Here is a 25,526-nt window from a genome sequence, read left to right as displayed (position 1 = left end):
CGCGCGGCCCGTCACGGGTCGGTCCCGGCGCGGGCTTGATCAACCCATGACGGATTCGTGATGTCTGCGTTTTGTATGGGCCGCACACGCAATCGAGGCCCGGAGACCGGGCCGTCACGTGAGGAGGTGCGCCGCCGATGACCGATGGGCTTTTCGCGGACGGGGACGGTTCTCTGGAGCTGCCGTCGTTCGAGTTCACGATCGCGTTCGGCGACACGTCGGCGCTGGCGTCGGGGGACCGTGCCGGGTGTTCGTCGGCGGCGTGTCCGCATCCGGTGGCGCATCCGGCGGAGGAGGCGTGGGTGCAGTTGGCGTCGGCGGTGCCGGTGGAGGGGCAGCGGGACCGGTTCAAGCCGCGCTGCGAGGGCATGGCGTATCCGACGGAGGAGGATTTCCGGGCGGCGGTGTCGGCGGTGCGGCCGGAGGATGCGGACGCGTTCTCGTTGCAGCGCTTGCGTACCGGTTGGTCGGAGGAGGTGGGGTCGCGGCTCGGGACGTGGCCGCAGCGGTTCAAGTCGAAGCTGGCGGCGCTGTCGGAGCACTGGGCCGGTGAGGATTTCGACGCGTTCGCGGTGCAGGCCGGGGAGGCTCGGGCCCTTGTGGAGGGTGCGCTCGACGATATCGAAGCGACCGTGGGCGAGCTGGCGGGCCGGGAGTCGGCGATCTATACGCTGCAGGGCGGGGACTCGGGCGAGATCCCGTTTCCGGCGCCGCTGGTCGGGACGGAGGGCGAGTGGTCGAGTCTCGTTGCGCTGCATGTGCGTCCGGCGTGGTGGCACGGGGACTGCATCACGATGACGTGCGAGGAGGCCGAGAAGGCCTTGGAGCTGGCGGGCGCCGACACGGGTCTGGCGACGGAGGTGCGGGAGTTCATCGAGGAGCGCGTGGGCCAGCAGCTGTCGGGCCTGGGTGCGCTGGTCGCGGACGTGCGGGCGCTGGTGGGCGAGGAGGCGAAGGAGGTCTTCTCGGAGCGGGTGGCGGCCGAGTTGGCGGCGTACGTGGAGCGGCAGGCGGCGATCGACGAGTCGATCGCGGAGAAGCGGGACGGGCAGAGCGCGGAGTTGTCAGCGGTGCAGACGACTGGTGCGGACCGTCCGTACCCGAGCAGCGCCGATTCGTCCTATATGGATTTGACGGTGCCTGAGGCGGAGCAGCCCGCGACTCCCGTGGAGCCGCAGACGACGCAGGACCCGAGCCCGGTGCCCCCGGGCGGCGACGGAACCGTCAAAACCGAAGAGACCCCTTGGGAGGCTGAGGAAGCCGAGGAGGAGGACGGTCCTTCGGGCGGTCTGGCGAGCGGCGGCTCCGGGCTCGGGGGCGGGACCGGCGGCGGTTCGTTCGGGGCGGGCGGCGGCGGGCGCCCGGGCGGCGGCGTGCTGCCGACGACCGGGAACGCGGTGCCGCAGGGGCTGTTCGGGCCGGCCGTCACGACTCCCACCACAACGGCGACGACGGCCTCCACCAGCGGTGCACGCGGCGGTGGCGGCGGCGGGCTCTTCCAGCAGAGCCAGGCCGCGGGCTCGACATCGAACCGGTCCGGGAAGGGCTCGGAGCGTTCGGACTCCGACAAGAAGCAGGACGGCGAGAAGGACGACGACAAGCCGCAGGACCTGGCCCGCCGCGAGACCGGGAACGTCTGGGGCTACGTCAAACCCAACGAAGACCCCTACAACTAGGCGAGGGAAGGCGAGATCATGGCGGACCGCGTGTTCGACCCCGAGGCGATCGGCGAGTACCGGCAGTTCCTGGTGGAGCTGATCGAGGAGCTCGAGAACGAGCTGCTGCCGGTCATGGCGACCGGCACCCTGAGCCGCGCCCCCGCGTTCGGCACCGCGCCCGGCGCGGCCGAGAACGCGCTCGGCCAGTACCTGGAGTTCCACGCCGCGATGTGGCGGAACCTGCAGTACCTGCGCGGGACCCTGTACGGCCTGGACGCGGCGCTCGCCGAGACGACCAGCGGCGACGACGCCGCGGCCGTCTACTTCGACTTCGGGACGGTCGACCCTTCGGCGGGCACCGCCTAGACGGCGGCGGCCGGGCGGTACGAGAACCGGCCGCACGCCAAAGAGGAAGCCTCCCACCGCATCAGCGGTGGGAGGCTTTCCTCGCGGCCGGGTCTAGTCGCGGCGTTCGGGGTTCGAGGCCGCGTTGACGATCGCGATGATGATCAGCAGGATGACGAGCCCGACGCAGCCGACGCCGAAGACCACGACGACCCCGCCGCCGCGCGAGTCCGTGTCCGAGTCGGTGTTCGAGCCGCCCCGGCGCGCTTCGACGTCGGACGCTTCGGTCCAGTCAACGCACGTCGCATCGGACGGTTCGCAGGCGGAGCCGGCCGGGGCGGCGCCGGTTCCCGCGAGGCCGAGGAGGGCGAGGGCGATCAGGGCGAAAGCGGTGACGCCCATGAGGAAATGCTTGCCACGGAGGTTCATGACGGTCCTTTCCGCGCGCGAATGAATGCGGACGGTCCGCCGGATCGCGCTATCGGAGTCGGGGGCCCGTCCCCGTTCCCGGCGGTGTCGAAAGGATCGTGCAACCGCCGCTCACACATTCATCCCCGCTGGAAATGAATTGGCCGGGACTGTTCCATGATCACTTTTCCGGGTCGCGGTTCACCCATTCCCAGGCGAATCCTTCCTGCACGAACGCAGTGAGCCGCGCATAGCTCTCCCGAGTGGGCGGCGCGCTCGGACCCAACCCGAACTTCTCGATGAGCTCCGGCGAATGCAGCACCACCGCGGCGTTGATCGCACGCAGATAGTCGGCCATGCCGCTTCGGCTGCGCACAATGCCGATCCACCACAGGGCCGACGCGATAAGCAGCGCGGGCCACCAGAAGACACCGAGCACCAAGTACAGGAGGCCCCAGCCGAGCGCGACCGCACCGCCGCGCAGGCTGCCCCGCGCCAGCACGACCTCGCCGCGCGCCGTATCGGGGAGCGACAGCCACAGGACCGGCCACACGTGCGCCAGGATCACGCCCCGCTCCCGTTCGAGCCGGACGCAAGCCGCATCGAACACCCGCACCAGCGGCACGTACCTCGGCAGCAGCCTCCGCACCGCCGCCTTGCAACGCCGTGGCAGCCAACGGAACCGCGCCTTCCCCGCGAACCAGCGCCGCTCGAGCGCCCGCCCGATCGCGAGCGCGCACGCCCCGGCCGCCAGCGCGGCGCCGAGGACCGCCGCGATGAGGACGACGGCCGCGCCGGCGCTCAGGTGCTCGAGTCGGGAGAGCGCTTCGATCCGGGTGCGGAGGGCGGCCGCGTCGAGGCGGTGGCCCATGGCGAACGCGGTCGCCGCTGCGGCCAGGAAGGCCAGGCCGGGGAGGGTCGCGGTGGTGACCCAGCGTTCGCTCATGCGGCCTGCGAGGTCGCCGAGGAAGGTCGTCATGGCCGGACCGGTCCGAAGTTTCCGCCCCAGCGCATCTCGGTGTCGGCGAGGGCGCATCGGGGCCGGTCGCCGTCGCTTTTAGACCGCATCGGTTCCGAGCGGGTGCATTGTCTGCCTTCGGGGCGGGGGCAGTTGAAATGCGGTTCCATGCGGCCCGATTCGGTACCTCGGGGGAAGCCGCCCATAGCTTCGGGGCTTGTGTCGGCGGGTCCGCGGCTGCCGCTGCCGGTCCAGGCCGTATGGGTGTGGAGTGCGAGGTCGTGTCCGATGCGCTGCAGCATCGGTTCGAGTTCGATGGCGCCTTCGCGGTATTTCGCGATCCAGTCTTCGGCGCCTTTCTCGGTGAGTCTTCGGCTCATTTTGGCGGCGTTTCCGCAGACGTATCCGAGTTGTTTGGGCAGCAGTTCGTCGTTGTCGCTCATGCGCGCTCGCATTCCGGAGACAGGGGCATCCTTGATCATCTTAGCGGTGTGTCGCGAATGGGTTGCGCACCAATTTGTTTCGCCCTACCGGGGACTGTGCCGCGTGTGTCTCGCCGCTATGTTGGTTCGATGGACTCCTCGCTTGAACGCGACAGGATCGCCGCTGCTTTGCGGGCCGAGTCGGCGCGCATTGCCGCCGCCGCCAATGATTCCGGGTCGGACGGGGAGGCGGAGCGGCTGCTCAGCCTTCTCGAGTTTTCGTCGGAGGATATGGAGGCGCTGACGGCGCTGGCATGGCGGTATTGGCTGCGGGTGTGCACGATGCCGCAAGGGGCTGAAGGGGATCGTGACGCCGATTTCGTGGCCATGGCGCAGGTGCTGCTGCCCTGCTTGCTGTTGGCGGATGACATCAGCGCTTTGCCTGCGGCGGCCCTGTCGCTGCTCGCCGAGCGCATTGCCGATCCGGTCGAGGTGCGGCGTGAGTTCGGGGTGCCGGTGGACGAGTCCGATCCGCGTGCGCTTGCGGCCGTTCACCTGCGGATGATGGAGGTGACGCCGCCGCTCTCGCCGAATTTCCTGCCGCGGCTGGTCGCGGCCCGCGACGCGCTCAAGGAGGCGTTCGCGCAGTCGGGCGATCCGCAGTTGCTCGACACGCTCGTGGCCGTGGCGGCGGGGGCGGTCGCCGCGCTGACGCCGGACAATCCGGGCCGGGCGGCGGTGCTGGCGCTCGCGGGCGGTGCCGTGACGCAGCGGTTCCATGAGGGGACCGCGCAGGACGGGGACCTCGACACGGCGGTCTCCTGGGCCCGTGAGGCTGTCGAGTACGCACCGGAGGGTTCGAAGCAGCGGCACCGTGCCGTGGCGGCGCTGGCTGCCGCTTTGAGTTTCCGTGCGCAGCACGCGGAGTCGGTGTCGGATGCGGCGGAGGCGGTCCGGTTGTTCCGGGAGGTCGAGTCGTCGGCGGAGTTCGATCCGCCGCGTCGGCTGCGGGAGCAGTTGGTGATCGCCTTGGCGCTGCTGGCTTCCGGCGGCGACGAGGCGGCGTTGGCGGCGCTCCCCGGTGAGCTCGAGCTGCTTTCCGGCAGCGATGCCCCGGCGGTGCCCGAGGTGATCCGGGGGACGGTCGAGCAGCTGGTCGCGGTCCTCGCCGCGTCCGCCGAAGACGACGCGGCGGCCGTCGGCCCGTTCGCGGCGTTCGCCGAGCGGGTCGTCGGCCTCCCCGAGCTCGACGAGGAGTTGCGGGGGCGGCTGCGCCTGCTGGTGCGGCTCGCGGAGGCGCAGCGGTTCGCAGTACAGACCTCGAAAACCGTCCCTGAGCAGGACGACTTCCAGCACATGGGTGATCTGATGTCGGAGCTGATCGGCATGGCCGAAGGCGACCCGGAGCTGGCGGAGATAGTGCCGGAGCTGCGCGGCTTCATCGACGGTTTCGAGCAGATGCGCGGCGTCATGGAGGAGCCCGATCCCGAGGCGGCGATGGCCCAGTTGGAGGCGCTCCTGCGCTCCAGTCTCGAATCCGAGGCGTTCGACGCCGAGATGCGGGTCGGGACGCTCATCGAGCTCGGCGAGCTCCTGTCGTTCAAGTTCGCCGAGGACGAGACCCGGTTCGAGATCCTCAACGAGTCGATCTCGCTGCTCGGCCAGGCGATGTCGCTGGCAACCGCACCCGAGGACGCGCGGCGGGCCGCCGCCCGGCTCGCGCTGCTGCTGACCTTCCGCTACAACAGGATAGGCAACCCGGCCGACCTCGACCATGCTGCGGCGCTCGGCCGCGAGTTCCCGACTGACACGGGCGCCGGTCTCCTCGACGCCGCGCCGACCGCCGCGGAGATCCGGGAGCGGCTCGAAGCGCTCACCGCCGAGCGGGTGCCGCCTCCCGAGGTCATCGCCCAGCCGAGCCGGTTCGACGCGGGGTCGACCACCGGGCAGACCATCGCCGAACTCCTCTCGATGCTCGAGGGGGCGCGCGCGTTGGCCGGTCTCGCCGAGCAGGCGCCCGACGAGGCGACGGTCGCAAGGCTCGGCATGATCCCCAAGGGCGTCGTCGATGCGTTCCTGCTGGCGCAAGCCGACCCGGCTGCGGCGCTGGCGGGCGATACACGGCGGATCGACGAGGGCATCGCGGAGCTGGAACGCCAGGAGCGGCTGCTCCCTGCGGGCGAGTACGCACACCGGTTGACGATGCTCGCGAAGCTGGTTCTTGAAGGGCATCGGGCTTCGATGGTCGAGGACGCCGAGCAGATCGCGAAATTCATCGAGCGGGGCCGTGCGGCGCTCGAAGACGACGGTCTGCCCGCGAACGTCAAGCACCCGTTGCGGCTGCTGATGGCGCGGGCGCAGGCGATGCTGCTCATCATGGCCGAACGCGACGGCGACCAGGAGGCGCACGCCACCCAGGTCGCCTCCCTCGCACCGCAACTGGCGGGCCAGCTCGAGACGATCGGCGACGAGTCGCTGTCGCCCGCGACGCGGATCAGGGCGGCGCTCACCGCCGTCGACCTCCTGAAGGCGGCACGCCGACCGGCGGCGGCCCGGCCGTTCCTGGCGATCGCGGTGGGGCTCGTGCCGTCGGCGGCGTCGCGGCACGTCCGGCCGGACCGGCGCATGGAGTACCTGCAGCAGTTCAGCGGGATCACCGCTGACGCGGTCGCTTTGGCGCTCACCGAGAAGGAGGGCGCCGCAGTGGACGAGTACGCGCTGCGGCTGCTTGAGGGCGGGCGTTCGGTGCTGCAGAACCAGATCATCGACTCCCGGCGGGAACTCACGGACTTGCACAGCGCCGCACCGGAACTGGCGGCCCGCTATGAGGAGCTGACCGCGACGCTCGCCGCCGACGACGCCGCGGGGTCGTCGGCGACCGACCGGGAGTGGCGGCACCAGGCCGCCGAGGAGCTGAAAGCCATTACGGCGCAGGTCAAAGCGGTGGAGGGCTTCGAAGGGTTCGGCGACCCGCCGACTGCGGAGCAGATGCGGGCGGCCGCCGCCGAGGGGCCGATCGTGGCCCTGAACCTCAGCCGGTTCGGCAGCCACGCCCTCATCGCCCGGCCCGGGGGCATCGAGCGGCTGCACCTGCCCGAGGCGACCCTCGCGGGCGCGACCCTCGCCGTCAACGCGTTCGTGCAGGCGGTGAACGGGCTCTACGGGCCCGAAGCGGAGGACTTCGACAAGGCCGACCAGTTCCAGCAGGCCGCGCTCGCTTCGCTCACCTGGCTGCACAAGGCCGTCACCGGCCCGGTCCTCGACCACCTCGGTTACAGCCCAACGGAAGCGGCGGACTGCCCGCGCCTGTGGTGGGCGCCCGGCGGGATGCTCGGGCTGCTGCCGCTGCACGCTGCCGCCGACTACGGTGCGCCCGAACCGGTCCTCACCGCCGACCGGGTCGTGTCCTCGTACACGCCGACGATCCGGCACCTGCTGCACTCGCGGTCCCAGGCCGCGAAGACCGGAGCCGCAGGGCTGCAAGGATTCGTGGCGGCGGTCGAGCACGCGAAAGGGTTCCCGCCGCTGCCGTACGCCCGGGACGAGGTCGCGCGGCTCCATCGGGCCGCGCCGGGCGTCTTCGAAGACGTCCTCTCAGGCGCTGAAGCCAACCGCATTAACGTCCTGGAGCTGCTGGGCCGCAGCGACATCGCGCATTTCGTGTGCCACGCGCACAACGACGCCCAGAACCCGGCCGCGAGCGGGTTCGTGCTCCACGACCACGCCACCGCGCCGCTCACCGTCGGCGACCTGTCGCAGCTGCGCCTGGAGCGGCGGCGCCTCGCGTACCTCTCGGCGTGCCGCACCGCGCAGGCGACCGAGGGGACCCTCCTCGACGAGTCGCTGCACCTGGCCGCCGCGTGCCAGGTCGCGGGCTTCCCGTACGCGGTCGGCACCCTGTGGCCGGTCCTCGACAGCCACTCGCCGGAGTTCGCGGAGCGGTTCTACACGGCCCTCGACGGTGACCTCGGCGAGTCGGCGCGGGCGGTCCACGCAGCGCAGGCGGGCCTGCGCGCCCAGGGCCTGGGCCGGGCGCCGCACATGTGGGCGTCCTGGATCCACTACGGCGCCTGAGGAAGACATGGAAACGGCGGCCGCCCTCGGGAGAGCGGCCGCCGTAGGCAGTGCGGCTAGAAGGCCTCGTCGGGGAGGTCCATCGCGGTCAGGTCCGCGGCCTCGACGATCTTGCGGTCGGCGGTGAGGCGCGGCAGGACTTCCTTCGCGAAGAACGTCGCGGCCGCGACCTTCCCGCGGTAGAAGTCGTCGTCCGCTCCAGCGTCGAGCTTGGCCTGGGCGATCTCGGCCTGGCGCAACAGCAGCCAGCCGACCATGAGGTCGCCGACGGCCAGCAGCAGGCGGCGCGAGTGCAGGCCGGCCTTGTACAGCTCGCGGGGCTCGTCGCCCATCGCGGCCATGAGCGCGGGCTGGAGCGCCTCGAGGATGCCCTGGACGTCGCCGAGCGCGCGCAGCACCTTGCCGCGCACCGCTTCGAGCGCCGGGTGGCCGTCCTGGGTGGACTCCATGATCTCGCCCGCGACGACCATGAGCGACTCGCCGTTGTCCTTGATGATCTTGCGGAACAGGAAGTCGAGGCTCTGGATCGCGGTCGTGCCCTCGTACAGCGTGTCGATCTTGGCGTCGCGCACGTACTGCTCGAGCGGGTAGTCCTGGAGGAAGCCCGAGCCGCCGAAGACCTGCAGCGACTCGCTGCTCAGCAGCTCGTAGGCCCGCTCCGAGCCGCAGCCCTTGACGATCGGGAGCAGCAGGTCGTTGACCTTCTTCGCGGTCTCGGCCGCGTCCTCGTCGCCGTCGAGCTCGGCCAGGCGGGACTTGTCCTGCCAGGACGCGGTGTAGGCGACGAGCGCGCGCAGGCCCTCGGCGTAGCTCTTCTGCATGAGCAGGGAGCGGCGCACGTCCGGGTGCTTGATGATCGGCACGCGGGGCGCGGTCTTGTCCATGGACTTGAGCAGGTCCGCGCCCTGGATGCGGCTCTTCGCGTAGTCGAGCGCGTTCAGGTAGCCGGTGGAGAGCGTCGCGATGGCCTTGGTGCCCACCATCATCCGCGCGTACTCGATGATGAGGAACATCTGCCGGATGCCCTCGTGCTTCTCGCCGAGGAGCCAGCCCTTCGCGGGGGACTTCTCGCCGAAGGTGAGCTCGGCGGTCGCCGAGACCTTGAGGCCCATCTTGTGCTCGATGTTGGTGACGTTCACGCCGTTGCGCTCGCCGAGCTCCCCGGTGGCCGGGTCGAACAGGAACTTCGGTACGACGAACAGGCTCAGGCCCTTGGTGCCCGGCCCGCCGACGCCCTCTTCGCCCACGGGGCGGGCGAGCACGTAGTGGATGATGTTCTCGGTCATGTCCTGGTCGCCCGAGGTGATGAACCGCTTGACGCCCTCGATGTGCCAGGAGCCGTCGGCCTGCTTGTAGGCCTTCGTGGTGCCCGCGCCGACGTCGGAGCCCGCGTCGGGCTCGGTGAGGACCATGGTCGCGCCCCAGCCCTTCTCGATGAAGAGCTTCGCCCACTCCTGCTGCTCGGGGGTGCCCTCGATGTAGGCGGAGTGCGCGAAGGAGGAGCCCGCGGCGTACATCCACAGCGCCGGGTTGGCGCCGAGCACGAGTTCGGCCAGGGACCACCAGAGGATGCGCGGGGCGGAGGTGCCGCCGAGGACCTCGGGGAGGTCCAGGCGCCAGTACTCGGCGTCGATGAACGCCTTGTAGGCCTTCTTGAACGACTCGGGCAGCGTCACCGAGTGGCTCGCCGGGTCGAACACGGGCGGGTTGCGGTCGCCCTCGACCCAGCCGGAGGACAGCTCCTCCTGGGAAAGGCGCGCCAGCTCGGCCAGGATCTCGCGGGCGGTCGCCTCGTCCAGGTCCGCGAAGGCCGGGTTGTCGAGAATCTTGTCCGCTCCGAAGACCTCGAAGAGATTGAACTCCAGGTCTCGAAGGTTGTGGCGGAAGTGCGTCATTGCGGGTCCTCCATTACTCGGTGGTAACCCTGATCATATTACCCGTCAGTAGCTAGCTCAAGTATGCCGCGCCGAAGCCCGCGAGAAAAGTGGTCTCACCAGGAAAATCCAGTCCGGTTTCCGACTGGTCCGGTACGCGGCACTCATTCGATCGGGTGATCGTCGCCGCCGCCCGGCCCTTCCGCCGTAACCTGCGCACCCGTGCTTCGTTGAACCCGGTGAACGACCGCCTGTGCGAACCCACCAGGAGCACCCCATGATCCGAGCCGTCGCCGACCGCCTCGCCGCGCGCACGCGGCCCGCCTACATCGGCCGCCACCGCCGCGCCAGGCCCGTCCTGCACCGCGTCTTCCGCGTCCCCATGCCGCTCGCCCTGCCCGCCGAGGAGGGGGCGCAGTGAGGTTCCGCCGCCACCTGCCCGTCCGCCTCACCAAGCGCCGCAAGTCGATCTCGCGGATGCGGCACCTGCGCCGGTGCCGCCTCTCCCGGCCCGAGTGAGCTACTTCCCGGCGCTGTCGGGCCGGTAGTCCAAGAGGAGCAGCGCGATGTCGTCGGTCAGCGGGCCGCCCACCCAGCGGCGCAGCGCCGACTCCAGGGACGCCAGGCCGTCGCCCACGTTGCCGTGCCCGATGAGGCTCCAGGCCCGCTCGCGGATCGGGAAGAACTCCCCGTCCTTGCGGGCCTCCGCCAGGCCGTCGGTGTACAGGAAGATCCGGTCCCCCGGCTGCAGCCGCACCGTCAGCTCGCGCGCCGAAGGGCTGAGCCCCAGGGGCGGCGCCATCGACTCCGGCTCCAGATAGGTGGCCACGCCGTCGCGCACCAGCATCGGCGGCGGGTGACCGCAGTTCATGATCTCCAGGGTCCCGCCGCGCTCCTGCATGAGGATCGCCGTCACGAAGTCCTCGTCCCCCGCGTTGCGCGCCACCGCGTGGTCCAGGTCGTTCACCATGCACCGCTGGTCCGACCGCTCGAACGCCACATGCCGGTACGAGCCGAGGACGGTGGACGAGAGCCGCACCGCGTCCAGGCCCTTCCCGCGCACGTCCCCGATGATGATCCGCACCCCGTAGTCGGTGTTCAGCGCCTCGTACAGGTCGCCGCCGATCTCCGCGCCCGACCGCGCCGAGACGTACCGCGCCGCGATGTCGAACGGCCCCAAGCGCTCCCCGATCGGCCGCAGGATCGCCTGCTGCACCACCGAGGCGAGCTGCGTCAGCCGCTTCATGCGCTCGTCGTCGCGTTCGCGGACGATCGCCACCGCCGCCGAGATCACCACCGCCACGGCCACGACCAGGAAGTCCACGCCGTGCGAGGCCACGCCGTCCATCGCGAAGTCGTACAGAATCCAGAGGTAGGCGAAGGCCGCCGCCATGCTCGCCAGCCCGACCCCGGCCACCCAGCGCCACGGCAGGAACGCCGAGGCCGCGAGGGGAGGCAGCGCCAGCCACGAGACCGCGTGCGAGTCGTCGCGCACGGTCAGGCGCAGGCCCACCAGGACCACCACGACCGCGAACGCGGCGGTGAACGCCGTCCGCACCGAGGGCGCCGACCAGCCGTTCCAGCGGTCAGCGCGGGCCATCTGCGGCCTCCGTCGCTGCATAGTGCGCATATGGGTGAATGCCTCCTTCCTACCGGATCGCGGCCGGGTCTCCCGCACGATCGAAAAAGCTCCGCACGCGGAAGCTCCGGACAGCACGGGGGTTCGGGCGCGGGCAGGGCCCGCGCCGCCGGGAGCGCCCGGCCGGAACCGGAGGGATGCGCGCGCCCGCGTGCGTTCGGAGGCGACGGAGTGCCCGGGACGCCGGACTGGTCTTCACATCGCCGATGTGAAGATCGTAATGGTCGCGAACGCGATACCGGCCGTGGAGGACGCCGCCTTGCGGGTGAGCGCGAAGTCTGTGCGTTCGGTCGGCCCGCGCCGCCGAACGGGCCTCCTACACCTCGTCCGATCGGCCGGTTTCCGGCGGGTTTGCGCAGGCCGTGCGCGTGATCAACAGCGCTGGCGCGCTTGAGGGCGCCATGTCAGCATTGGACGCGTGCAGTACACGCTTTCGAGGACCCGGTTCGACAGCCCTGTGGCGCAATTGCTCTGCGCCGAGATCCAGGAGGAGTACGTCCGCCGCTACGGCGGCGGCGACGAGACCCAGCTGGGCGAGGACGACTTCCACCCGCCGAACGGCGATTTCATCGTCGCCTACGACGAGGCCGGCGAGCCCGCCGGTTGCGGCGGCTGGCGCGCCCACGAGGACGATGCCGAAATGAAGCGGGTGTACGTGCGCGAGCACGCCCGCAGGCAGGGCCTCGCGAGCCTCCTCGTGGCCGCCGTCGAGGCGTCCGCGGCCGAGGCCGGATGCAAGCGGGTCATCCTCGAGACCGGGCCGCGCCAGCCCGAGGCCGTCGCGATGTACGGCGTGCTCGGGTACGCGCCCGTCACCCCGTTCGGGCACTACGCGTGCACCGAGGGCTCGATCCACCTCGGCAAGGAGCTCGGTTCCGCCGAGCAGTAGACGAGCAAGAGAGAAAAGTGTCGGCCCGCGGCCGGACAGGCGTTCGCCTGTCCGGCCGTTCCCGTATCCCTGAGCGACCTTTGCCACTATTCAGTGAAAAAAGTTCTTTTAGCCGCACGCAACCGTGAATCTGACTCATTGCGTCTTTCGGTCTAGGACGGCCAAACGGCCCAACCCTCACATCCACCCCGAAAGGATGCACAGTGGACAGAAAGAGGAAGCACCTGATCCGTCTCGGCGCCGGCGTCGCCGCAGGTCTCGGCGCGGCCGCCATCGCATGGGCGGGCGTCGCCGCCAACGCGGAGGAGCCCGCCGAACCCAAGGGCGACTTCGAAGCCCAGATCATCGGCGGCGGCGACGTCACCGACGGCCAGTACCCCTGGCTCGTCGGCCTCGGCTCCCCCGGCGACGGCACCGCGTACGAGCGGCAGTTCTGCGGCGGCACGGTGATCGCCGAGGACATCGTCCTCACCGCCGCGCACTGCGTCGAGGACGTCACCGACCCCGAGGAGCTCGTGGTCTTCTCCGGCGCGATCGACCTCGAGTCCGAGGACGTCGTCGAGACCTCCGTCGCGGCCGTCCACGTCGCCGAGGACTACAACGACCCGATCGCGATGTCGAACGACTGGGCGCTGCTCAAGCTCGACGAGGCGCTCGACGTCGAGCCGATCGCGCTCGCCACCGAACCCGAGGAGTACGACGTCCTCGAGACCGCCGGCTGGGGCGACACCGGCGACGGCTTCCCGACCACCGCGCAGTGGGTCGAGGTGCCGTTCGTCAGCGACGCCGACTGCGAGGCGGCCTACCCGGATGAGGTCGACGCGCAGACCATGCTGTGCGCGGGCGACCTGGAGAACGGCGGGGTGGACTCCTGCCAGGGCGACTCGGGCGGGCCGATCATGACCCCCGCCGGTGACGAGCAGGTCCTCGTGGGCATCGTCAGCTGGGGCTACGGCTGCGCCGAGCCCAACCAGCCGGGCGTGTACGGCGAGGTCGCCGACTTCAACGACGCGATCGACGAGGTCATCGCCGGTTGGGAGTAGCGGCGAGACGCCCAGGGCCGCAGAGCAGGCGGCCCGCGGGTCTCACTGGTTGAACGCCGCGGCGGCGGGGCCTCCGGGCTCCGCCGCCGCGGCCTTGTATACTTCGAGCGGCTCTGTTCGCCAGAGTTCGCGGGTGTAGTTCATTGGTAGAATGCGACCTTCCCAAGGTTGAGAGGCGAGTTCGATTCTCGTCACCCGCTCCAGAAGTTCACGGCCGTCCGGTTCACGGGCGGCCGTTTCGCATTCCACGCGCCCTCACGTCATTGACCTGCATCGATGTTCCTTGTGCCGCAAAGGCGAGCGGTAACAGAGACCCTCTTCACATTCGGACTGGTCACGGGTAGTATGACCGCATCGATAATTTCCGATACTTTCCCCGAAAGTTTCGGAGCACCCTTCATCCATCGATAGGACGAGCAACGATGCGAAATCCCCTGCTCCGGCCGCGGGCCCTGGTGGCCGCCGGCACGGCCGCCATGCTTGCGCTGGGCACCGCCGCGTGCGGCGACAGCGGCGAGAGCGACGCCGACGTCACCTTCTGGCACATCCAGAACGAAGACCCCATGAAATCCACCTGGGCCGCGATGGCCGACGAGTGGAGCGAGGAGTCCGGCCTCACCGTCGAGACCTCCGCCATCGAGGTCGAGGACTTCAAGACCCGCCTCGCCACCCAGACCCAGGCCGGGGACCTCCCCGACCTCTACAACACCTGGGGCGGCGGCGTGCTCGCCGAGCAGGTCGAGGCGGGGCTCGTGCGCGACATCTCGGGGCTCTCCTGCCTCGACCTCGTCAACCCGGTCGCCTTGGAGGCTTACACGATCGACGGGAAGCTGTACGCGATCCCGTTCGACCAGGGCGTCGTCGGGTTCTGGTACAACAAGGACCTCTTCGCGCAGGCCGGGATCACCGCGACCCCGACGACCTGGACCGAGTTCACCGCTGCCGTCCAGGCGCTCAAGGAAGCCGGGATCACCCCGATCGCGCTCGGCGGCGGCGACAAGTGGCCGATCCACTACTACTGGACGTACCTCGTGATGCGCCTGGCTGGCCTCGACGGCCTCGCCGCCGCGGCCGAGGCCGGGGACTTCTCCGACCCGGCGTTCGTCCAGGCCGGGCAGATGCTCGCCGACCTCGCCGCCATGGAGCCCTTCCAGGAGGGCCACGAGTCCGCGACGTACGGCGAGGCCGACGGCCAGGCCGCGCACATGGGCGAGGGCATCGCCGCGATGGAGCTCATGGGCCAGTGGGGCCCGCAGGTCCAGCGCGACGCCTCCGGCACCGAGGGCATCGGCGACAGCCTCGGCTTCTTCCCGTTCCCGTCCGTTGAGGGCGCTCCGGGTGCGGCCACCGAGTTCCTCGGCGGCGGCGGCGGTTTCGCCGCCGGTGCCGAAGCGCCCGAGGAGATCGAGGAGTTCATGTGCTACCTCCTCGAAGAGGAGAACCAGGCGCGCTCGGTCAAGGACGGCAACATGTCCACAGTGGCCGCGAATCCTGAAGCGGTGCTGCCCGAGCCGAACGCCGAGCAGCAGGCCGTGATCGACGCGATGGCCACCGCCACCGACACGCAGCTGTACCTCGACCAGGCCTACCCGCCGTCGATCGGCTCCACCATCAACGACGCCTCGCAGGGCCTCATCCTCGGCGAACTCACCCCCCAGGAGTTCGTCGACATGGTCAACGCGGCCTGGGCGGCCGAGCAGTGACAGCAGTGGGCACCAAGCCCCCGGCGCCGGTGACCACCGGCGCCGGGGGCGCTCCCCGCACGAAGCGGCACGGCCGCAGGCCGAGCGCCGGGACGCTGACGGTGTTCATCGCTCCGGCCCTGATCCTGTTCGCGCTCTTCGTGCTCTTCCCGGTCCTGTTCGCGGCCTACACCGCGTTCTTCCGCTGGAACGGGCTCGGCGGGCTCCCCACCGAGTTCATCGGCCTGGAGAACTTCAAGACCCTGCTCGGCGACGAGGTGTTCCTCGGCGACATGTGGCGGATCGCGCTCATCACGATCCTCTCGATCGCCGTGCAGCTCCCGCTCGCGTTCGGCCTCGCGATGCTCCTGCACCAGAACTTCCCCGGCCGCACCGCGTTCCGGCTCCTGTTCTTCGTGCCGTACATCCTCACCGAGGCCGTCACCGCCGTCCTCTTCGGACTGATCTTCTCGCCGCGGCGCGGCTTCGCCGACTCCCTGCTCGCCGGGCTCGGCTTCGACGACCGCATCGGCTGGCTCTCCGACCGCGCCATCGTCATCTTCGTGATCTTCGGGATTCTCACCTGGAAGTTCTTCGGCTTCCACATGATCCTGTACTTGGCCGGGCGCCAGAACATCCCCGAAGAGCTCTACGAGGCCGCCAAAGTGGACGGTGCCACCGGGAAGCAGCTCTTCCGCCACATCACCCTGCCGCTCATGGGACCCACCATCCGCATCACCGTGTTCCTCTCGGTGATCGGCACCGTCCAGCTCTTCGACCTCGTCTACGTGCTCACCAAGGGCGGACCGTTCCACGCCTCCGAGACGCTCGCGATCACCATGTACGAGCAGGGCTTCGTGCGCAACCAGATCGGCTACGCCTCGGCCCTGTCGATCGCCATGTTCCTCGTCAGCCTCGTCTTCGCCCTCATCTACCAGCGGTACGTGCTGGGCCGGGACCTCCAGGGCTCCATCACGAACGGAGGCCGCGCATGAGCGTCAACACCCGACGCGGGAGACTCCTGCGCAACACCGGTTTCTACATCGCCGCGTTCGCGGGCGCGGTCTTCGTCGCCACGCCGATCCTCTTCGCGCTCCTCGGCGGCTTCAAGGACAACCAGCAGCTGCGCGAGAACTCGCTCGGGCTGCCGAACCCCTGGAACTGGCAGAACTACACCGACGTCATGGTCGACAGCTCGTTCTGGCGCCAGCTCGGCAACTCCGTGTTCATCGCAGTCGCCTCCACGTTCATCGTCGTGGCTGCCGCCGCTGCCGTCGCGTACGTGTTCGCGCGCTTCCAGTTCCGGGGCCGCGAAGGGCTCTTCACGCTGTTCGCGGCGGGCATGATGTTCCCGTTCGCGGTGGCCGTGCTGCCGCTGTTCATCATCCTGCGCACCTTCGAGATGCTCAACAGCCCGTTCGGCGTGATCCTCCCGCAGGCCGCGTTCGGCCTGCCGCTCACCATCATCATCCTGCGCAGCTTCTTCCGGCAGATCCCCGCCGAGGTCGAAGAGGCCGCGACGATCGACGGGGCCGGGCCCTGGCGGTTCTTCCTCCAGATCCTCCTGCCGATGTCGCGGCCGGTGCTCGCCACCGTGTCCGTGCTCGCGCTCGTCGGGTCCTGGAACTCCTACCTGCTGCCGCTCGTCGTGCTCAGCAAACCGACCTGGCAGACGCTGCCGCTCGGCGTCACCCAGTTCCAGGGCGAGTACGCGACCGAGACCGCGAAGGTCCTGGCGTTCGTCATGCTCGCCATGCTCCCCGCGCTGATCTTCTACGCGTTCGCCGAACGCCAGCTCATCAGCGGCCTGACCTCGGGCGGCACCAAGGGGTGAACCGACCGATTCCAGACGGGCCCGGGGGCGCTCTGCCAATTTACGGCTCGCAAGCTTCGCCGTGACTGGACGCCCGCGGGCCCGTCGCATATCGGCGGGAACCGATCCGAGGGGCGCGGCGTCCGAAGGACATGAAGACCAGACTCCTCATCGCCTCCGCCGCGGCCGCGGCCCTCGCCGCCGCCAGCGCGTGCACCTCTTCCTCGCCGCCAGACAACGGCGACATCCACATCGCCACGCCCCCTTGGGTTCCCGTGTCCGCGCAGCTGACCGCGTTCGACGACTGCGAGGATGCCCTCCAGAGCATTCAGGACGCGGCGGTCACCGCGCTCGGCAACCAGGACTTCGACATGCTCACCCGGGGCGGCGAGGAGCTCGCCGCCGACGCGGGGGCGACCAGTTCAGAGTCGGGCGGATCGCAGGCCGCCGGTGACGACGCGTTCTCAGGGACGAACAATGCCGTTGCAGGCGTTGACGAACCGGACATCGTGAAGACCGACGGGACGTTCATCTACACCGTGGTGGACTACGACGCGCTGCGGGTCGTGGACACGCGTTCGGGCGAGGTCGTGGCGGAGCGGCCGGTCCAGGAGGAGGCGTGGAACCACCAGCTGTTCCTCGGCGACGACGAGCTGCTGCTGATGTCGGCGCTGTCGACGGAGCGCGGCGGCGAGTGGGTGAGCGAGTTCCGCCTCGAAAGGCTCGACCCGACCTCCCTTGACGTACTCGACATCTTCACGATGGAAGGGTCCATGGTGGACGCCCGGCTGGTGGACGGCGAGGTGCGTTTGGCGGTCGGTTCCGCGCCGCAGATCCAGCCGGTGTGGGAGCGGCTGTCGTCCGGCAGCGCCGGTGACGGCGAGATCCTGGAGGCCTTCCGGGACACCGAGCTTGAGGACTGGCTGCCGTCGTTCTCGGTGAACGGCGAGTCGCAGGACCTCGACTGCACCCGGATCGCGCACCCCGAGCGGTTCACCGGGTCCTCGGTGAGCGTGCTCGCGCTGCCCGCCGACGGGGACTGGACCGAGGCGTCGCCGCAGACGGTGATGGTCGACGGCGAGACGGTCCACGGCACTGCCGAGAGCCTGTACCTGGCGCACTACGACTACCCGTGGGCCGGCGAGGGCGCGAACGAGGCGACGGCCGAGACCGAGATCTACCGGTTCGTGTTCGACGGCGGCGAGGCGCGCCTGGTCGGCGAGGCGGCCGTCCCGGGGACGCTGCTGAACCAGTACTCGCTGAGCGAGTTCGACGGGCACCTGCGGGTGGCGACGACCGAGCAGTCCACGGGCGGGAACTGCGGTTTCTGGAACGACTGCGCTTGGGAGGTCGCGCCGGACGAGCCGAGCGAGCCGTCGAAGTCGACGGTGACGGTGTTCGCGGTCGGCGACGATTCTCTGGAGGAGACCGGTTCGGTGACCGATCTCGGTGTGGACGAGCAGATCTACGCGGTCCGCTTCATCGGCGACACCGGTTATGTCGTGACCTTCCGCCAGACCGACCCGCTGTACACGATCGACCTCTCCGACCCGGCGAACCCGGTGGTGACCGGCGAACTCAAGATCACCGGCTACTCCGGGTACCTGCACCCGGTCGGCCCGGACCGGCTCCTCGGGGTCGGCCAGGAGGCGACGCCGGAGGGCCAGACCACGGGCCTCCAGGTGAGCCTGTTCGACACTGCCGCAAGCGAGGCGGCGGTGCTGGACCAGTACCACCGCGAGGGCGCGGACTCCCGGGTCCAATGGGACCCGCACGCGTTCCTCTATTGGGCGGACGCCTCGATCGCGGTCCTCCCGGTCTCTGACTGGGACATGGAGTACGGCTCGGGCGTGGTGGTCCTGGCGATCGGCGCCGACACCCTCACCGAGGCCGCCTGGATCGACCACGGCGATGCTGGCGCCGACCCGTACAACACGCAGATCATGCGCACGGTCGTGATCGGCGATCAGCTCTGGACCTTCTCGAACGCGGGCCTCCAGGCCAACACCCTGGGCGGCGGCTACGAGTCCACCGCCTGGGTCGGCTGGTAGGCCCCGCCCCCACAGACAGGGCCCGCACTGCTTTCGGGTGGCGGTGCGGGCCCTCTGCGCGGCCCCTGGGTTCTCGCGCGAAATCAGGGTTCGATTCGGTCGGGCAGACCTAGCGCCGCGAAGACCTCGGCGCCCTGAAACACAGTGGTACGGCTGATGCCCACCGCACCAACGGTGCAGAACTGGACCGTGTGCAGCTGGAAGGCAACACCCTCACCGTCCCAGTAAGCAGCGAAACCCGGCTGGCCGTTCGCCGCGATAGGGACAAGCCGCCACTGCACTCCGGGGATGTCGAAGATCCAGTCCATGAACTGTCCATAGTTCTCGCGGCCGGTGAACCAGTTGAGCATCGGGGGCATCTCCATGATGACGTCGTCCGCTAGAAGCCGCTTGAGCCCCACGAGGTCCGCCCGTTCGAAGGCCCGCATGTACCGCTCGACGAAGTCCCGCTGGTCAGCCCGCGAAGGTTCAGCGACCTCGTCCTCCAGCACCCCCGCCTGGCGCAACCGCACTCTCGCCCGCTGCAGCGCGCTGTTCACCGAAGCGGTAGTCATACCGAGAACATCCGCAGTCTCAGCGGCCGAGAAGTCGAGCACTTCCCGCAGGATCAAAGTCGCCCTCTCGCGCGCCGACAGGTGCTGGATCGCGGCGACGAACGCCAAGCGCAGACTGCCGCGGTCGATGGCCGCCCCGGCCGGGTCGTCAAGGCGCAGCATCGAATCGGGGATCGGCTGCAGCCAGGTGGCGTCGCCGCCGTGGACGAACGGGTCGAGCGGCCGTCGCTCAGGCACGGTCCCCGAAGGCAGCGGCCTGCGGCTGCGGCCCTCCAACGCGGTAAGGCAGGCGTTGGTCGCGATGCGGTACAGCCAGGTCCGCAGCGAACTACGTGTCCGGTCGTAGCGCTCGCGGGCGCGCCACGCCCGCAGATAGGTCTCCTGCACGAGGTCTTCGGCGTCCTGGACCGAGCCGAGCATCCGGTAGCAGTGGGCCAGCAGTTCGGGCCGGTACGGCTCGGCCTCGCGGTCGAAGTCCGCCGTCAGCTCCGGGCCGGGCACGCTGCCGGACTGCCCGCCGGTCACTCCACCAGGCGTTTCGAAATCCTCCGACTGCACCTTCGTCTTCGCCATGCCGCCCCGCCTCCCCTCCGTTGGCTCGCGTTGGACCGTACCGCGGGGGTGCGACACGGCACTGCTCAAAAAGTCGCTCAGAAAATCTTCGCCGCCGCGATGAGTTCGGGCCCCGCTGCCGGTATGTATCCCCGACGCCGCAGACAGCGGCGGTCCGTGAACCCGTGAAACGAGGAACACCATGAGCGCGAACCAGACAAACTCCGCCGACGAGACCGCGATCCTCCAGGTGCTCAAGGGCGTCTACGACGCCTGGGAGGCGGGCGACGCCGACGCGTTCGTCACCGGCCACTACACCGAGGACGCCACCGCGATCATGGCCGGTTCCTACCGGCGCTCGCGCGAGGAGATCCGCGAGAGCATGTCGGCCGCCTTCGGCGGTCCGCTGAAGGGCACGTCCACTGTGAACAAGGTGCTGAACGTCCGGTTCCCGGGCGACGACACCGCGATCGTCTACACCGAGTCGGGCATCCTGTTCCCCGGCGAGACCGAGGTGCCGTCCGACCGGCTCGTGATCGCGACCTGGATCATGGTGCGCCGCAACGACACCTGGCTGGCCGAGGCCTACCAGAACACCCCGGCCGAGCTGACCATGGCCTGATCAGGCGGCCGCACCGCCCCTCCCCGCCCCCGGCGCCTCGCGCCGAGGGGCGGGGCTGTCGACGGCGCCGCCGACCTAGGCCGAGTAGTCCACTGTGTAGTAATGGACATCGACTCCTCCGACCGGATAGAGCCATACGCCTTCGCGGTAGAACTCGACGGCCTCTGACGGTTCATAGGCGAATTCCAGCACGGTCATGTCCGCCGGGACCTCGAACTCGGCGGTGTAGGTCGCGACGTTGCCCTCGGAGCCGTCGTCCTGGTGCTCGCGAAACTGCTCTTCGGTGTCAACGTGCGCAGGGCGGAGCGGCCCGTTCTCCGTGACGATCCAGAACTGCTGTTGCGCATCGAATTCCGATCGCATTTCGTCGACCGTGTCATCGAGAAGCACCTCGAACACGGCGGTCACCAGCACCGTTTCGGGTTCGCAGAGCCAACCCCGGTCCTCGTCGAAGGCCTGCCGGGTAATGGTCGCGGGATCGTCGGCATCCCATCTGCCGTCGATCCACTCGCCGTCCTCGGACTCCACTTCGTACTCCCATTTGACGGTGAACTGGCGCTCGCCGAACACTCCGTTGTAGTAGGCGAGGATCGGGCTCCCGACTTCAGCGGTGTCGAGGTCGACGGTTTGCGCGCGGTCCGCGTCGGTGACCGTCACGGCGGCGGGGGCGCCGTCGGGGATGACGCCGTAGTAGAGGGTGTCCTCGGCGGGAACGCCGTCGAGTTGCCAAGTGCGGTCGCCGATCACGATCTCGGTGACGACCTCGTACACGCTGTCGGCGGGCAGGTCGAGCGTCTGCTCGGCGGCTTCGAAGTGGACGACGGCCAGGCGCTGGTCGGGTTCGAGCACGGGGAGGTCCTCGATGAGCCAGGCCAGCGCCTCGGCCTCGGTGGGTGTGAGGGTTCCGGCGCAGGAGGGCCGCAGTTCGAAGTGGGGGCCGCGCAGGAGGCCGGTCGCGCCTTCGGGGAAGGCCGGGACCGCCTCGTCGCAGACCGTGCCCGCGGTGGTGCTTATGGCGCCCGAGACCGGCCCCTGTTCGGCGCCTGGCCAGAAGCGGCTGTTGGGGAGGTAGATGCCGGCCGCGAGGAGGGCGAGGGCCGCGATTGCGGCGGGCGCGATGGCGAGGCGTCTGCGTGGGCGTTGGGGGTGGGCGGGCAGGATCGGTTGCGCCCCAGTGGAAGGCGGGGTGAGGCTGAGGTTCAGGGGCGTGACCGGTCCGGGGGTTCCGGGGTCCGGGGCGGTGGTCTCGCCGGGGTCGGTCAGGGCCGCGCCGTTCGCAGTCGCCCCGTCGGAGCCGGTCGAGGCCGCTCCGTTCAGCGCGGTCGCCGCGCCAGTGTCCACGCCCGCGCCGATCGCGCCCGCGCCCGTGCCGATCGCGCCATGCCCGGCCGGGGCGGTGGTCGTGCCTCCAACCGAGGCCGTGGTCGCTCCGAGCTCGGGGCGTTCGACGGCCGGGTCCGAGTCGCCGAATCGGGCCGCGCCGTCGGCCACCACAAGCTCGGGGCGTTCGATCAGGACCGGGGCGATCCCCGAGGACCGGTGGATGACGCTGGCGGCCAAAGGCATCCGGGCCGCGCCGCCGACGAGGAAGATCGCGGCGAGTTCGTGTCCGCCCGATGCAGCTCGCTCACGAACCCGGGCGAGTTCGGCCGTGACGGGCACCAGCAGCGGTGCGGCGATGGCCTCGAGCTCGGTGCGGGTGAGGTGAGCGGTCGTGTCGCGGCCGGGGAGGGCGATGGGCGCGGTGGAAGCGCGCGAAAGCATCTCCTTGGCTTCGCGGGCCTCCGTCCAGACCTGGTTGCGTTCGCGCCGTTGGCGATCGGTCTCGGGCTGGTCGACGCCCGCCCAGAAGGCGGCCTCGCTCTCGGGGGCGGTGCTGCGCAGGTGGTCGACAACGGCCTCGTCGATGTCGATGCCGCCGAAGCCGCTGAGTCCGCCTTCGACAACGACAGCGGGCGGCCCGACGCCCTGCCTGGCGAGGACGGCGATGTCCACAGTGCCGCCGCCGAGGTCGATAACGGCGAGGGCTTCGCCCGTCCCGATCCGCTGGCCGAGTTCGCGTTCGTAGTAGCAGGCGGCGGCCACCGGCTCGCTGACCGTCTCGACGGAGGGGAACCCGGCGGTAGCGGCGGCGTCGCGGAGCAGGCCGATTTTCCGCTCGCCCCAGGTGGAGGGGTGGGTGAGGACGACCGGCGGCGGGACCGGCGCCTCCTCCGCTGACGCCCGCAGCACCTTGGCGAAGACCGCCGCGAGGACGGCGCTCATCTCGATCTCGGTGTCGCCGAGGAGGATCGAGGCGTCGCCGACGTGCCGCTTCGGGTTCGGCTCGAACCGGTCGGGCGCGCCGACCGCGAGGCGCAGGGCATCGCGGCCGATGTGGGTCTCCCCCGCGACGTCGAGGAACACAGCGGAGGGCAGGAGCGGGGAGCCGTCGAACAGGAGCGGGCGGGTGCGCCCGTCGGGGGTGCGGAGCGCGGCGACCACATGGGAGGTGCCGAAGTCCACCCCGAGGAGGTGGCGAGGGGTCACGGAGCCCACTATATCGACGCAGGACCGCAAGGGGGAGAGCGAAAACGGACAGCGCGGCGCCGCACCGGCCCGGAGGCGGTCACCGGCCGTTACGATCTGACTATGCGCGTACCCCTCACGCCGACAACCGCATTGGGCATCGACTTCGGCACCTCGCACACGGTCGCGGTGCTCCGGCACGGCGACGGCCGGACCCGTCCGCTGCTGTTCGGCGGGACCCCGCTGCTGCCGTCGGCGGTGTTCGCTACCGAGTCCGGGGAGGTCGTGTGCGGGCAGACCGCTCTCCAGCGCGGCCGGTGGCGTCCGGAGCGCTTGGAGGCCAACCCGAAACGGCACGTGGACGCGGAGGCGATCCTGCTCGGGGAGGAGGAGTACGCGGTCACCGCGCTCATCGCGGCCGTGCTCGGGGCGGTGCTCGCCGAAGCGGAACTCGTCGCAGGCCCGCCGGGGCGCGTGACCTTGACCGTTCCCGCCGACTGGGGCCCGGCCCGCCGACTCGTGCTGCAGGAAGCGGCGGAACTCGCGGGGCTGCCGCAGGCGCGGCTGGTGCCCGAGCCGGTCGCCGCCGCGACGTTCTACAGCGAGGCCCTGCGGCACCGGCTGGAGCCGGGCGCGGCCATCGTCGTCTACGACCTGGGCGCGGGCACGTGCGACGTGAGCGTGGTCCGGCGGACCGCGACCGGGCTGGAGACCGTCGCGGTCGACGGCCGGAACGACCTGGGCGGCTTGGACCTCGACGCCGCGATCATCGAGTACTTCGGCGGCGTCTACGGCGAACGGGACGGCTGGGATCGCCTGACGCGCCCGCAGACGCTCGACGAGCGGCGGGCGCTCAGGGAGTTCCAGCAGGAGATCCGGGCCGCCAAGGAGCACCTGTCGCGGCACCAGCAGGCCGACTTCACGGTGCCGCTCCTGGAGATCGAGGCGCACCTGACTCGCGGGGAGCTCGACCGCGTGGCCGCCCCGATCCTGGAGCGGACCGTGCGGCTGACGAAGGCCGTGCTCAAGGTCGTCGGGGTCGCGGATGCGCCCGCCGAGGTGTTCCTCGTCGGCGGCGCGAGCCGGATGCCGCTCGTCGCGAGCCTCCTGCACCGTGCGATCGGCGTGCCGCCCACCGCGATCGAGCAGCCGGAGACGGCCGTCGCGGAGGGGAGCGTCCTATGGGAGGAGCCGGAGGCCGCCCGAGTAGACACGGTCGCGGCTCCGCAGGTGACACCGCCCGCACAGGGGTACTCGCCAGCGCCGCCCTACTCGACCGAACCCCCGGCGGCGACCACACCGCCGCACATCCCGACGCCGCCCGCGTCGGCTCCCGGTCCGGTCGCTCCACCGACGCCTCCCGTACCGGATGCCGACCCGACCCGCGCGCTGCCGCCGGTCGTGACACCACCGGCCGCCTCCGAACCGGCGACCGCGCCGGTCACCGCCCCGCCGCCCTCCGCCCTGCCCGAGCCGGAACCGGAACCGGAAGGGCCCGAAGGCGTACCGACGCCACCGGACCTGGAAGCCGGCCCGGCTGAGCCTCTCGGAACCGAGACGGCCGAGTTCGCCCCGCTGCGCCGCCGCCGCTTCAAAGAGGAGAGCCTGGCGCTCATCGTCATCGTCCTGCTGCTGCTCGCGGCCGTCGCCTACACGATCTTCTCCGGCTTCGACAACAGGCTTCTCTCCGGCGGCGACCAGCCCGCGACGACCACGTCGAACACTGAGCCGAACTCGGCGTCGACAACCTCCAGCACGCCTTCGGCGACGCCGTCCAGCAGCGGGCCGGCGCCTGAGCTGGTCGAGGCGTACTGCGATGACTTCAGCGTCGCGCTGTTCGAGAGCGCCATCGCCGCCGTCGATCCCGCGTCGACCAGTGCCTACGTCGGCGACGGCACGCTGTTCGAGCCGGACAACCCGCACCCGACACTGGGCTGCTACTGGTCGGCGAGCCCGCCGGAGGACTACCCGGGCGACATTTCCATGACGGTCAGCATCGACCTTCGGCCCACCGCGTCCGAGGCCATCACGCGCATCAACAACGGAAGGTCCGAGTTCGTGCCCGGGCTGCTCGGGTCGGTGGAGGACTACGACTTCCCGCATGAAGGGAGCGTCGGGTTCTCGTACCGGCGGGACACGTGGAACGACGGACCTCAGGAGTTCCACGCCGAGGTCGCCATCGGCCGCATGGAGGTCGAGGTCTGGGTCTTGGCGACGCCGTCGGAGCACGGCGCCGAGGACATGGAGGCGGTCCGCGACGACCTGCTGCTCCAGACCGCGACGGTCCTGGCGGACTTCGTCTAGTTCCGGGGGGGGGGGGGGGAGGGGGGGGGGGGGGGGGGGGTGTCCTTTTTTTTTTTTTTTTTTTTTTTTTTCCTCTTTTTCTCCCGCGGTGCCCTGCTCTGGACCATTTTTCGTGGTGTGGGTCCCCGTC

General features: G+C 70.1%; 19 protein-coding genes and 1 tRNA gene. 13 read left to right on the top strand and 7 right to left on the bottom strand.

From position 1 onward, the window contains the following. The first annotated feature begins 137 nt into the window (after positions 1-137). Complete coding sequence (locus ACZ60M_RS09250; RefSeq protein ID WP_465416331.1) at positions 138-1,676, top strand: hypothetical protein; 1,539 nt, start codon at positions 138-140, stop codon at positions 1,674-1,676. A gap of 18 nt (positions 1,677-1,694) precedes the next feature. After that, entirely contained in the window at positions 1,695-2,024 is a 330-nt protein-coding gene (locus ACZ60M_RS09245; RefSeq protein WP_465416329.1) for a hypothetical protein, read from the top strand. A gap of 93 nt (positions 2,025-2,117) precedes the next feature. Here the strand turns inward: ACZ60M_RS09245 and ACZ60M_RS09240 are convergent, their stop codons facing one another. The 3 genes from ACZ60M_RS09240 to ACZ60M_RS09230 all read right to left on the bottom strand — a co-directional run bounded on the left by ACZ60M_RS09240 (position 2,118) and on the right by ACZ60M_RS09230 (position 3,812). Beyond that, a complete protein-coding gene (locus ACZ60M_RS09240) occupies positions 2,118-2,432 on the bottom strand; it encodes a hypothetical protein (RefSeq protein ID WP_465416327.1) in 315 nt (104 codons plus the stop codon). Between the two features lie 160 nt (positions 2,433-2,592). Then, positions 2,593-3,390 carry a hypothetical protein gene (locus ACZ60M_RS09235; protein WP_465416325.1) on the bottom strand — a complete coding sequence of 266 codons (798 nt, stop codon included), beginning with the start codon at positions 3,388-3,390 and terminating at the stop codon, positions 2,593-2,595. Further along, a complete protein-coding gene (locus tag ACZ60M_RS09230; protein ID WP_465416323.1) occupies positions 3,387-3,812 on the bottom strand; it encodes a hypothetical protein in 426 nt (141 codons plus the stop codon). The genes ACZ60M_RS09235 and ACZ60M_RS09230 overlap by 4 nt, the downstream gene beginning before the upstream one ends. Positions 3,813-3,941: 129 nt before the next feature. Between ACZ60M_RS09230 and ACZ60M_RS09225 the strand changes: the two genes are divergently transcribed. Then, complete coding sequence (locus ACZ60M_RS09225) at positions 3,942-7,865, top strand: CHAT domain-containing protein (RefSeq protein ID WP_465416321.1); 3,924 nt, start codon at positions 3,942-3,944, stop codon at positions 7,863-7,865. Positions 7,866-7,921: 56 nt separating this feature from the next. Here ACZ60M_RS09225 and ACZ60M_RS09220 read toward each other — a convergent pair whose 3' ends face one another. Beyond that, a complete protein-coding gene (locus ACZ60M_RS09220; RefSeq protein ID WP_465416319.1) occupies positions 7,922-9,760 on the bottom strand; it encodes an acyl-CoA dehydrogenase in 1,839 nt (612 codons plus the stop codon). A 256-nt stretch (positions 9,761-10,016) separates the two neighbouring features. On the opposite strand from ACZ60M_RS09220, the gene ACZ60M_RS09215 reads away from it, so the two are divergent. Further along, a complete protein-coding gene (locus ACZ60M_RS09215) occupies positions 10,017-10,160 on the top strand; it encodes a hypothetical protein (RefSeq protein WP_465416318.1) in 144 nt (47 codons plus the stop codon). A gap of 99 nt (positions 10,161-10,259) precedes the next feature. On the opposite strand, the gene ACZ60M_RS09210 is transcribed toward ACZ60M_RS09215, so the two are convergent. Next, positions 10,260-11,339 (bottom strand): PP2C family protein-serine/threonine phosphatase, encoded by a 1,080-nt coding sequence (locus tag ACZ60M_RS09210; protein ID WP_465416316.1) that lies wholly within the window; start codon positions 11,337-11,339, stop codon positions 10,260-10,262. 457 nt (positions 11,340-11,796) lie between these two features. On the opposite strand from ACZ60M_RS09210, the gene ACZ60M_RS09205 reads away from it, so the two are divergent. From ACZ60M_RS09205 to ACZ60M_RS09175, 7 genes are all read left to right on the top strand, one after another. Next, positions 11,797-12,267, top strand: a complete 471-nt coding sequence (locus tag ACZ60M_RS09205) for a GNAT family N-acetyltransferase (RefSeq protein WP_465416314.1) — start codon at positions 11,797-11,799, stop codon at positions 12,265-12,267. Between the two features lie 203 nt (positions 12,268-12,470). Next, entirely contained in the window at positions 12,471-13,310 is an 840-nt protein-coding gene (locus ACZ60M_RS09200; RefSeq protein ID WP_465416312.1) for a S1 family peptidase, read from the top strand. A 129-nt stretch (positions 13,311-13,439) separates the two neighbouring features. Next, positions 13,440-13,513, top strand: a tRNA-Gly gene (locus ACZ60M_RS09195). Positions 13,514-13,732: 219 nt separating this feature from the next. Next, positions 13,733-15,013, top strand: coding sequence for an extracellular solute-binding protein (locus tag ACZ60M_RS09190; RefSeq protein ID WP_465416310.1), 1,281 nt, complete (start codon positions 13,733-13,735; stop codon positions 15,011-15,013). A 5-nt stretch (positions 15,014-15,018) separates the two neighbouring features. After that, the gene (locus tag ACZ60M_RS09185; protein WP_465416309.1) at positions 15,019-15,987 is read left to right on the top strand and encodes a carbohydrate ABC transporter permease; all 969 of its coding nucleotides are present in this window, start codon (positions 15,019-15,021) and stop codon (positions 15,985-15,987) included. Continuing rightward, positions 15,984-16,826 (top strand): carbohydrate ABC transporter permease, encoded by an 843-nt coding sequence (locus ACZ60M_RS09180; protein WP_465416307.1) that lies wholly within the window; start codon positions 15,984-15,986, stop codon positions 16,824-16,826. Before ACZ60M_RS09185 ends, ACZ60M_RS09180 begins: the two co-directional genes overlap by 4 nt. 131 nt (positions 16,827-16,957) lie before the next feature. Beyond that, complete coding sequence (locus ACZ60M_RS09175) at positions 16,958-18,856, top strand: beta-propeller domain-containing protein (RefSeq protein WP_465416305.1); 1,899 nt, start codon at positions 16,958-16,960, stop codon at positions 18,854-18,856. Positions 18,857-18,939: 83 nt separating this feature from the next. Here ACZ60M_RS09175 and ACZ60M_RS09170 read toward each other — a convergent pair whose 3' ends face one another. Continuing rightward, positions 18,940-19,983 (bottom strand): sigma-70 family RNA polymerase sigma factor, encoded by a 1,044-nt coding sequence (locus ACZ60M_RS09170; RefSeq protein WP_465416303.1) that lies wholly within the window; start codon positions 19,981-19,983, stop codon positions 18,940-18,942. A gap of 181 nt (positions 19,984-20,164) precedes the next feature. Between ACZ60M_RS09170 and ACZ60M_RS09165 the strand changes: the two genes are divergently transcribed. Continuing rightward, complete coding sequence (locus ACZ60M_RS09165; RefSeq protein ID WP_465416301.1) at positions 20,165-20,584, top strand: SgcJ/EcaC family oxidoreductase; 420 nt, start codon at positions 20,165-20,167, stop codon at positions 20,582-20,584. 75 nt (positions 20,585-20,659) lie between these two features. Here ACZ60M_RS09165 and ACZ60M_RS09160 read toward each other — a convergent pair whose 3' ends face one another. Further along, on the bottom strand, positions 20,660-23,113 hold the full coding sequence (locus tag ACZ60M_RS09160) for an Hsp70 family protein (protein WP_465416299.1): 2,454 nt from the start codon (positions 23,111-23,113) through the stop codon (positions 20,660-20,662). A 102-nt stretch (positions 23,114-23,215) separates the two neighbouring features. Between ACZ60M_RS09160 and ACZ60M_RS09155 the strand changes: the two genes are divergently transcribed. Next, positions 23,216-25,396 carry an Hsp70 family protein gene (locus ACZ60M_RS09155; RefSeq protein ID WP_465416297.1) on the top strand — a complete coding sequence of 727 codons (2,181 nt, stop codon included), beginning with the start codon at positions 23,216-23,218 and terminating at the stop codon, positions 25,394-25,396. Positions 25,397-25,526: the final 130 nt, after the last annotated feature.

The sequence above is a fragment of the Glycomyces sp. NPDC050141 genome, assembly GCF_055586545.1.
Note: the sequence above shows the minus strand (reverse complement) of the source record. Positions and strands in the feature narration are given on the sequence as shown.

Excerpts from the sequence above, each read along its gene's own strand:
- ACZ60M_RS09250 (WP_465416331.1), top strand. The coding sequence starts at position 138 with ATGACCGATGGGCTTTTCGCGGACGGGGACGGTTCTCTGGAGCTGCCG.
- ACZ60M_RS09245 (WP_465416329.1), top strand. The coding sequence starts at position 1,695 with ATGGCGGACCGCGTGTTCGACCCCGAGGCGATCGGCGAGTACCGGCAG.
- ACZ60M_RS09240 (WP_465416327.1), bottom strand. The coding sequence starts at position 2,432 with ATGAACCTCCGTGGCAAGCATTTCCTCATGGGCGTCACCGCTTTCGCC.
- ACZ60M_RS09235 (WP_465416325.1), bottom strand. The coding sequence starts at position 3,390 with ATGACGACCTTCCTCGGCGACCTCGCAGGCCGCATGAGCGAACGCTGG.
- ACZ60M_RS09230 (WP_465416323.1), bottom strand. The coding sequence starts at position 3,812 with ATGAGCGACAACGACGAACTGCTGCCCAAACAACTCGGATACGTCTGC.
- ACZ60M_RS09225 (WP_465416321.1), top strand. The coding sequence starts at position 3,942 with ATGGACTCCTCGCTTGAACGCGACAGGATCGCCGCTGCTTTGCGGGCC.
- ACZ60M_RS09220 (WP_465416319.1), bottom strand. The coding sequence starts at position 9,760 with ATGACGCACTTCCGCCACAACCTTCGAGACCTGGAGTTCAATCTCTTC.
- ACZ60M_RS09215 (WP_465416318.1), top strand. The coding sequence starts at position 10,017 with ATGATCCGAGCCGTCGCCGACCGCCTCGCCGCGCGCACGCGGCCCGCC.
- ACZ60M_RS09210 (WP_465416316.1), bottom strand. The coding sequence starts at position 11,339 with ATGGCCCGCGCTGACCGCTGGAACGGCTGGTCGGCGCCCTCGGTGCGG.
- ACZ60M_RS09190 (WP_465416310.1), top strand. The coding sequence starts at position 13,733 with ATGCGAAATCCCCTGCTCCGGCCGCGGGCCCTGGTGGCCGCCGGCACG.
- ACZ60M_RS09180 (WP_465416307.1), top strand. The coding sequence starts at position 15,984 with ATGAGCGTCAACACCCGACGCGGGAGACTCCTGCGCAACACCGGTTTC.
- ACZ60M_RS09175 (WP_465416305.1), top strand. The coding sequence starts at position 16,958 with ATGAAGACCAGACTCCTCATCGCCTCCGCCGCGGCCGCGGCCCTCGCC.
- ACZ60M_RS09170 (WP_465416303.1), bottom strand. The coding sequence starts at position 19,983 with ATGGCGAAGACGAAGGTGCAGTCGGAGGATTTCGAAACGCCTGGTGGA.
- ACZ60M_RS09165 (WP_465416301.1), top strand. The coding sequence starts at position 20,165 with ATGAGCGCGAACCAGACAAACTCCGCCGACGAGACCGCGATCCTCCAG.
- ACZ60M_RS09155 (WP_465416297.1), top strand. The coding sequence starts at position 23,216 with ATGCGCGTACCCCTCACGCCGACAACCGCATTGGGCATCGACTTCGGC.